Annotated in this window: 13 protein-coding genes; all 13 read right to left on the bottom strand. The window is 35.5% G+C overall.

The genetic code is table 11. The features are described 5' to 3' along the window. Window positions 1-26: 26 nt before the first annotated feature. Window positions 27-182, bottom strand: a complete 156-nt coding sequence (locus tag GSM_RS15165; protein WP_155820731.1) for a hypothetical protein — start codon at window positions 180-182, stop codon at window positions 27-29. Further along, window positions 179-565 carry a YopX family protein gene (locus tag GSM_RS13385; protein WP_003689653.1) on the bottom strand — a complete coding sequence of 129 codons (387 nt, stop codon included), beginning with the start codon at window positions 563-565 and terminating at the stop codon, window positions 179-181. Before GSM_RS13385 ends, GSM_RS15165 begins: the two co-directional genes overlap by 4 nt. Further along, on the bottom strand, window positions 552-680 hold the full coding sequence (locus GSM_RS15545; RefSeq protein ID WP_268869537.1) for a hypothetical protein: 129 nt from the start codon (window positions 678-680) through the stop codon (window positions 552-554). Before GSM_RS15545 ends, GSM_RS13385 begins: the two co-directional genes overlap by 14 nt. Before the next feature lies 1 nt (window position 681). Continuing rightward, the gene (locus GSM_RS13375) at window positions 682-1,458 is read right to left on the bottom strand and encodes an ATP-binding protein (RefSeq protein ID WP_010078407.1); all 777 of its coding nucleotides are present in this window, start codon (window positions 1,456-1,458) and stop codon (window positions 682-684) included. Further along, window positions 1,458-2,324: a conserved phage C-terminal domain-containing protein gene (locus tag GSM_RS13370; RefSeq protein ID WP_003689665.1), complete on the bottom strand. Its 867-nt coding sequence runs from the start codon at window positions 2,322-2,324 to the stop codon at window positions 1,458-1,460. Before GSM_RS13370 ends, GSM_RS13375 begins: the two co-directional genes overlap by 1 nt. Then, window positions 2,296-3,072, bottom strand: a complete 777-nt coding sequence (locus tag GSM_RS13365) for an HNH endonuclease (RefSeq protein ID WP_003689667.1) — start codon at window positions 3,070-3,072, stop codon at window positions 2,296-2,298. Before GSM_RS13365 ends, GSM_RS13370 begins: the two co-directional genes overlap by 29 nt. Then, window positions 3,032-3,637 (bottom strand): HNH endonuclease, encoded by a 606-nt coding sequence (locus tag GSM_RS13360; RefSeq protein WP_003689671.1) that lies wholly within the window; start codon window positions 3,635-3,637, stop codon window positions 3,032-3,034. Before GSM_RS13360 ends, GSM_RS13365 begins: the two co-directional genes overlap by 41 nt. A 20-nt stretch (window positions 3,638-3,657) precedes the next feature. After that, on the bottom strand, window positions 3,658-4,065 hold the full coding sequence (locus GSM_RS13355; RefSeq protein WP_003689672.1) for a single-stranded DNA-binding protein: 408 nt from the start codon (window positions 4,063-4,065) through the stop codon (window positions 3,658-3,660). Then, on the bottom strand, window positions 4,049-4,720 hold the full coding sequence (locus GSM_RS13350) for a putative HNHc nuclease (RefSeq protein WP_003689674.1): 672 nt from the start codon (window positions 4,718-4,720) through the stop codon (window positions 4,049-4,051). Before GSM_RS13350 ends, GSM_RS13355 begins: the two co-directional genes overlap by 17 nt. Before the next feature lie 2 nt (window positions 4,721-4,722). After that, window positions 4,723-5,406, bottom strand: coding sequence for an ERF family protein (locus GSM_RS13345; RefSeq protein ID WP_003689676.1), 684 nt, complete (start codon window positions 5,404-5,406; stop codon window positions 4,723-4,725). Further along, entirely contained in the window at window positions 5,403-5,882 is a 480-nt protein-coding gene (locus GSM_RS13340) for a siphovirus Gp157 family protein (RefSeq protein ID WP_010078406.1), read from the bottom strand. The genes GSM_RS13345 and GSM_RS13340 overlap by 4 nt, the downstream gene beginning before the upstream one ends. Then, on the bottom strand, window positions 5,879-6,145 hold the full coding sequence (locus GSM_RS13335; protein WP_010078405.1) for a hypothetical protein: 267 nt from the start codon (window positions 6,143-6,145) through the stop codon (window positions 5,879-5,881). The genes GSM_RS13340 and GSM_RS13335 overlap by 4 nt, the downstream gene beginning before the upstream one ends. Beyond that, window positions 6,145-6,536 (bottom strand): hypothetical protein (locus tag GSM_RS13330; RefSeq protein ID WP_010078404.1); only part of this gene is annotated, 392 nt, incomplete at its 5' end. The genes GSM_RS13335 and GSM_RS13330, both read right to left, overlap by 1 nt.

Here is a 6,536-nt window from a genome sequence, read left to right as displayed (position 1 = left end):
ATTGAACAATTCAATTTTTGTCTTACTCATACTCCCAACTCCTCTAGCTGTTCAAGTGGCACCTCTTCGTGTCTGTTGTTTCCTAGCCTAATCAGTGCAGCTACATAGGCACCTTTACGTTTCAGACAGTTAACTGAATACAGGTGTCGCTTATATCTCACTACCGTTCCTTTTTTAATCATTCAGGCACCCCCAGTAAACCTGCGTCTTCGTGAATATTGCCAACAACCTCACAGCTTTTATAAACATCATTCAGTCTTCGCATTCCTAATCCATATTCTGCATATTTATATTCAACAGGTAAAAATACATAGTTTCCGTTATGAAATAGAAAATCTTTTCTTTTGAGAATGTCGCCTTCATAAATACTTTTGCCATTCTTATCTTTTAAACCTGTATACTGCTCAACAACATCATTGACAGAATGATAAACGGTCGTTGTTTTACTTCCAATACCATTGACAACCTCGAATCCCATTCCTAAACCACGGTTTGTATTTATATCATTAAGTCGCCGATATTCCATTAAATCGTTACTCCACACTCTGAACTTAATTTCTCTCATTTTCCCTTGCCTCCTCAATCTTCCTGTCAATCATCTTTCGCCAGTACCCACGCTCGTGCCTGTGTACCTCAGTTGGCACTATTTCAATCACTGTTCCTGTTACGATATATTCCATGTTAGATACCTCTTACATCTTTCAAATCAAATGCCAGCTGTCTTTCGGGATTGCTAGTCATTAATCTGCTGATTAGTTTTTCGTTGTACATTGATTCAAGCTGCTGCCTTGAATTGTTTGTCGTGATAATCGTTGATCGCTTGGCTTTATTATTTTCAAAGTCAACTCTTGCATTAGCAACTCGATACATGAATTCCTGCATATCAGTTCTAACTGGTTTAATAGCACCCTTCATTCCGCCCTCAGTTCCAAAATCGTCAAGTATGAGTACGTCAGTTTCTTTCATTGCCCTCTCAATGTCGCTCAGACGGTTTTTAATGTCGCTCAGGTCGTATTGCTTGCCTATCAAAGAACTAAGCTCGTCAGTTGAAACAAACATCACTCCTAGGCCTTCCTGTTTAGCTTGATACATGATTGCTAGAGCTAAAGATGTTTTACCTGTTCCCCTAATTCCTGCAAGTACATAGTTATTAGGCTGGTTTGCTATTGACTTAGCAGCCTTATACGCTTGATTTCCTAGTTGCTTAGCTTTTTCGACATTAGGTTGCAAGTCAGGTTTCCATTTTGAAAAGTCAAACTTCAAAGGAATATTTCCAGGCCATACCGACATTGAGAAATATTTACGACCTTTTTTAATTCTCAAAGCTCGGTTAAATCGCTCAATGTTTTCTTTTTCAAACTGTTCACTAGGTGTTAGATGCTCAACATCAACACCTTTTTCTTTGGCAATTTCTTTAACTCGATCAATCTGCTGTTGACTGATTAATCCTTCTGCCATTAGAACCACTCCTTTCCAGTTGGCACATTGCTTTTACTGCTTTTTTCTTGATTAAGATAACCTTCAAACTTAGTCCCAAACAGTGTTTCAGGTCGCAAGAACTTAGCCATGTCTGTGTTTTTCCACTCTGCCGTTTTAGTCTCAATTACCTTTTTAAAATCATCTAAACTGAATTTCTCATTAAGCCTAGCTTTGATTAAAGCTTGAGTTTTTTTTGAACTCGAATGGTATTTAGTACCAGCTTTGGTATTTAAAAAATTAACTATTTCAGAGTATGGGAGGCTATAAATGGGTTTAGACGGGCGTTTTGACGAATCGTTATACGAATCGTGGTACGATTCTTCATTGTCATTGTCATTGTCATTGTCATTGTCATTGTCATTAATATTTTCTTTTGCTACTTTTCTTTTTTTAAATATTTCTTCAAAAATATTTTTGACATTGTTATCAAAGTATCTGTCTGATTCTAGCCAATGCTTCTTCATGTTTTGGTAAACTGAAATTATTAAATCGGTGCTTTTGATTTGTCCAAGATCTCTTTTTATAACGTCTTCGACTGGCTTACCGCCTTTAACTATGCTGTATTTCAAATAGTTTAAAATAGCTATCTCGTTTGTTCCTGAGTCAAATTTAATTATCTTGTATTTTTCTTGAAATCTATCAATTAGGACATCAACAGTTTCTCTAGAATGTCCAAGTTCAAAAGCTGATGTTTTTTTGACAAAACGATAAATTCCAACTTGACTCGTATGTGGATTAGTCATCAGATAAAGCATGAAATATTTATCTTCTGGGCTGAACATATCAACGACTTTGTCATCCTCCCAAAACGAAGTATCAACTATCCTTTTTACCGTTTTTGACATTATCAGCAGCCTCCTCAATCCATTTTTCTGATTCTTCTTGAAATTCACTCCAGTTTTTAGCTGTTAAGCATAAGTCTTTAATATCCTCGTATTCCCAAAAGTTTAAATTTGTTTGTAGCAGCGCAATAGCTTTTTGATCATTAACATATACCAATCTATGTCTTAAAATCCCCCTGAGATAATAAGATTGTCTAACATACTCAGGTGCTGGATTTTTGATGTAGTATGCGATCTTTATAATCATGTCAAATGCCTTTTCATCATCTTCGTATCTCTCGAAAGATGTTTTAATTGCTTCGAGAACTATATTTAAACCATATTTTTTATAAGCTTGTTTTATACTATTTCTGCCAACTTCTGTTGCTCGTTTACCATTATGAAGATATTCTGTCTCTATTATTTGAATCAATTTCGTTACTGCATTATCATCTATTTTTAACAGTTCTTCTTTCCATTTGAACACCATCTCAATCTGTTCTCTTCTTGCATTAAGTTGTTCAAGTTCATTCATCTGTTTTCTTACAGTGGCATCATCTGAAATTCTCTTATCAGATTTTCCTCTGTTACACTCAAAACAAGCAGTTATTAAATTGGTAATCTCATTTGTTCCGCCTTTAGCAACTGGTTCAATATGGTCAACTTCTAGGACGACATCAGGTGCTTTTTTGCCACAATATTGGCATGTAAAATCATCTCTTTTGAAAACCTCAAATCTTAACTTTTTTGATAAATTCTTTCTTTGAGCCATAATTGGTATACCTCCCTATCAGTATTTCATATTCGCCAATATGAGTTATTCCTTTACTGACAAGAGAACTAATGAATCCATGACTATAGCCTAGCCATTTACTTGCTTCAGCCATGCTATAAAAACTTTTTTCAAAATTATTTCTTTTGCTTTTCAAAACAACTTTTGTACTATTTTTATTCAACCTTTTTTTAAATGCATGAATTTGATTTTCCTTATAAGTACACCATTCAAGATTTTCTGGGGTATTGTTCATGGAATTACCATCAATGTGATTGATGCATGGTTTATTACCATCGTTAGGAATAAATGCAAGAGCTATTAGCCTAGAGACAAGGCAGGTTTTATGTGAACCTTCTTTCCAAAGCTCGACTCTTAAGTCGCTGTTCTTACTTCTATTTCTTTTTTCTTTTTTTGGCTTAATTTGTCTTTTTTTCCAAGTCCTAAATTGTTTTCCACCCATCAGAATTCTATAAGTTTGTTTGCCATCACAACTCCAAATAGTTCCATCGTCTCCAGCCTCATACAAATTTTCATAATGTGGAATTGATTTATATATAACCACCGTTATCACTCCTTTAATAATTAGAAGGGAAGATCGTCTGACCCAATATCAATCGGGTCATTTTTCGAATATTGGCTATTTTGTTGACCAGACTGAGAATTTTGATTACTACTTTTCGATTCTAAAAAGGTAAGCTGATTAACATTTACATCTGTTGTATAAACCTTTTGCCCGTTTTTCTCATAGCTACCTGTTCTAATTTCTCCGCTTATTCCTAGCAAACTTCCTTTGTGGAAATAATTTGCAAAGGTTTCTGCACGTTTGCCACTTGCTGTTAATCTAATAAAGTCTGATTCATATTCTCCCTGCTGATTCTTAAAGTTTCTTTGAACAGCAATAGTTGAATTTGCAAAAGCTGTTCCACTTGCACTATATCTAAGTTCAGGATCGCTCGTTAAACGCCCTGTTAAATTAACTGAGTTCATCATCTTTATCTATCCTTCCTAATTTCAACTGTCTTGCTATTTCTTCTGTAACCTTGATTGGTCTAATATGATATTTCTGACAAAACGTCATGATTCCTAGTTTATGCTGTTCTACGTGATGATCTCTGCAAAGCGTCATAATGTGCATTCCAACATGGTTAATCTTGTTTCTATTACGTCCACTGCCGACTGCTTGATAATGTGCTATATCCGCATGCTTACCGCATATAACACACCTTTTTTGGCGAATACATAACATCTGTTTTGGAAACTCTTGCGGTATACTTTCCCAAGTTTTTAACTTGAAAGGTATATCCTCTGTGAACAGATAATCTAATATTTCCAATATCACGTAGTTGGCAATCGTCATTGAACAGTTGCTAAGACTAAATTGGTCTACATTGAAATCACACTTAGTTTTGTACTTAAATCTCTTTTCCCACTCGTCAGGAATATCGCCAGTGTAATCGCATAGGTCATTTATCAGCGCCCATATCTTCTTACGTTGATCAGGGCTAATTTGTCTTCCATCTTGAACACTCAATTCAACTGTCGGCTGTTTATCATTTGCCAGCTTTTGCAGCTTGTACATATCTAGTTCTTCATCTAATTTGATTTCCACTTTGCTGTTTGAAATCTTGATTAGCTTGCCAAACATGATTAGACTTCCTCAAATACTTTGTCTTTACCAAGGCTGTTCTTCATTTCTTCCAAAATATGACAAGTGATATTTGCTTTTTCATTTGCATCCGCTGTTTTCCATTCAGGTTTAGTAGCTGCTTGCTTTAGTGCCTCTTGCTGAACTGTTTTTACGTCAGACTGAGTAGCGAGGGCAATTGCTTTTGCATACCCAGTAATTAATGCTTTTTTCTGAATTAACGGATCATTTTTTTGGTATGACTTTTTAGCACTCTGATTAGTAGTTTTCTTTGTTTCACGATTCGTTTGATTGTAATGTTCATCAGTATCAGCGTCCTTTGTATCATCAATTAAGAACAATCCGTTCAAAGCGTATTTACGTGCGTATGAGCTTGCTGTACCTGTTATCTGTGATTCGTCCATACCCTTTTTCTTATCAGCCTCACGTGCATATCCTGTTGTCTTAAACTCACCATCAGGAGTTGCAAGTGTTGCTGTTGCTTTGATATAGTGCCACTCCCCAATTAATGTAGGTTCATCAGTAATGGTAAGTGTTGAATTCAAAGCTCTTAGAATAGGTTTCAAGGCTGTCAGAATGTCTTCTGTACTTCGATATTTATAATTACCAAAGCTGTTGTATTGACCCTTAGGAGCTTTCAATGTGCTTTGAATAGTAACTAGTGCACTCTGCTTTTCCTCAGTCATTTAATTACCACCTTTCGACTAGGCTTTAATTCAACTCCATTAATATCCTTGCCATTTTTCAAATCTTCATACAGCAACTTCTTGTCAATCTTGGTGACTTGCTCAACATTCTTATAGCTTTCAGGAATTACGCTTTCATCGCTAACAATCACGCTTGGTCGGTAATTTCTAGGTTTCAAGAAGTGATTATCAGTCTTAACCTCTTTATATCCAGCACTGTCAATAGCGTCTGTTAGATACTGATTAAGTTGCTTATTCTTATTTTTCAAGCTGGTTTGCAATTCTCGCAGTTCTTGAATCTTTTTAGTAAGCCAATCAACATTCATCTGATTTCGCTCTATCCAAGTTGCAATGTTATCAGCCTTGCTATTGAATGTATCTTCAATGCTGTCCAACGTGTCCTTAATCATTTCAGGATCTAAATCATCTCGGTTAGCCAGCTCTTTATATTTATCTGTTAGCTCAAATAGATTCATTCTATTTCCTCCAATTCATTAATTCTCATGTAGTTAATTTCATTGGCAAACAGCCAGCCCTCACAGAACTCTTCATCTATATTAGGTAGTTTTATCTCGAATACATATTCTATCCATTTATACAAGCCCTCAGCTTTAACTAGGTCTGCCGACTGTGAACCAAACTCAATCAGAAAATAGCTCTCGTCGGTTAAATCATTTGACTCCCAGTCTTCATATACACGAGTGCCATTCGGCAACAATGCACCAATTTTAGTTTCCATCAGCTTTCCCTCCTGTTATCTTTTGAAATCAGCTCCTTAACGTAATTAATTATTTTCGTGCGTGTTGGTTCATCAGTTTTGCTAAGACTATCGACAAATCCATTAAACGTCTTATCTTGAATACGATTTCCTGTGTATGTTTTAGACAATTCCACAAGAATTGAATACTCTTCATCTGAAAGTTTGTGTTTTAAATATCCACCTGTGGCAAAAATAACAATGCTTATATCTGAAACAAAACCTATTGCTTCATTTTCAAAACTGAATGTTGGCATTTCTTCGTCCAATTCAAGCTTTATCTTGCTACCAATATTTTCTAGTGCTAGTTGTGCTTGCTCGTTATTCATATTTACACTCCTTTGTGTGCTATAATTAACTTGAAATTTATTTC

This window comes from Liquorilactobacillus mali KCTC 3596 = DSM 20444, assembly GCF_000260415.1.
Lineage (GTDB): Bacteria > Bacillota > Bacilli > Lactobacillales > Lactobacillaceae > Liquorilactobacillus > Liquorilactobacillus mali.
This window is presented reverse-complemented; position numbering and strand designations above follow the sequence as displayed.

Coding starts and splice junctions, on each gene's coding strand:
- GSM_RS15165 (WP_155820731.1), bottom strand. CDS start 182: ATGATTAAAAAAGGAACGGTAGTGAGATATAAGCGACACCTGTATTCA.
- GSM_RS13385 (WP_003689653.1), bottom strand. CDS start 565: ATGAGAGAAATTAAGTTCAGAGTGTGGAGTAACGATTTAATGGAATAT.
- GSM_RS15545 (WP_268869537.1), bottom strand. CDS start 680: ATGGAATATATCGTAACAGGAACAGTGATTGAAATAGTGCCAACTGAG.
- GSM_RS13375 (WP_010078407.1), bottom strand. CDS start 1,458: ATGGCAGAAGGATTAATCAGTCAACAGCAGATTGATCGAGTTAAAGAA.
- GSM_RS13370 (WP_003689665.1), bottom strand. CDS start 2,324: ATGTCAAAAACGGTAAAAAGGATAGTTGATACTTCGTTTTGGGAGGAT.
- GSM_RS13365 (WP_003689667.1), bottom strand. CDS start 3,072: ATGGCTCAAAGAAAGAATTTATCAAAAAAGTTAAGATTTGAGGTTTTC.
- GSM_RS13355 (WP_003689672.1), bottom strand. CDS start 4,065: ATGATGAACTCAGTTAATTTAACAGGGCGTTTAACGAGCGATCCTGAA.
- GSM_RS13350 (WP_003689674.1), bottom strand. CDS start 4,720: ATGTTTGGCAAGCTAATCAAGATTTCAAACAGCAAAGTGGAAATCAAA.
- GSM_RS13345 (WP_003689676.1), bottom strand. CDS start 5,406: ATGACTGAGGAAAAGCAGAGTGCACTAGTTACTATTCAAAGCACATTG.
- GSM_RS13340 (WP_010078406.1), bottom strand. CDS start 5,882: ATGAATCTATTTGAGCTAACAGATAAATATAAAGAGCTGGCTAACCGA.
- GSM_RS13335 (WP_010078405.1), bottom strand. CDS start 6,145: ATGGAAACTAAAATTGGTGCATTGTTGCCGAATGGCACTCGTGTATAT.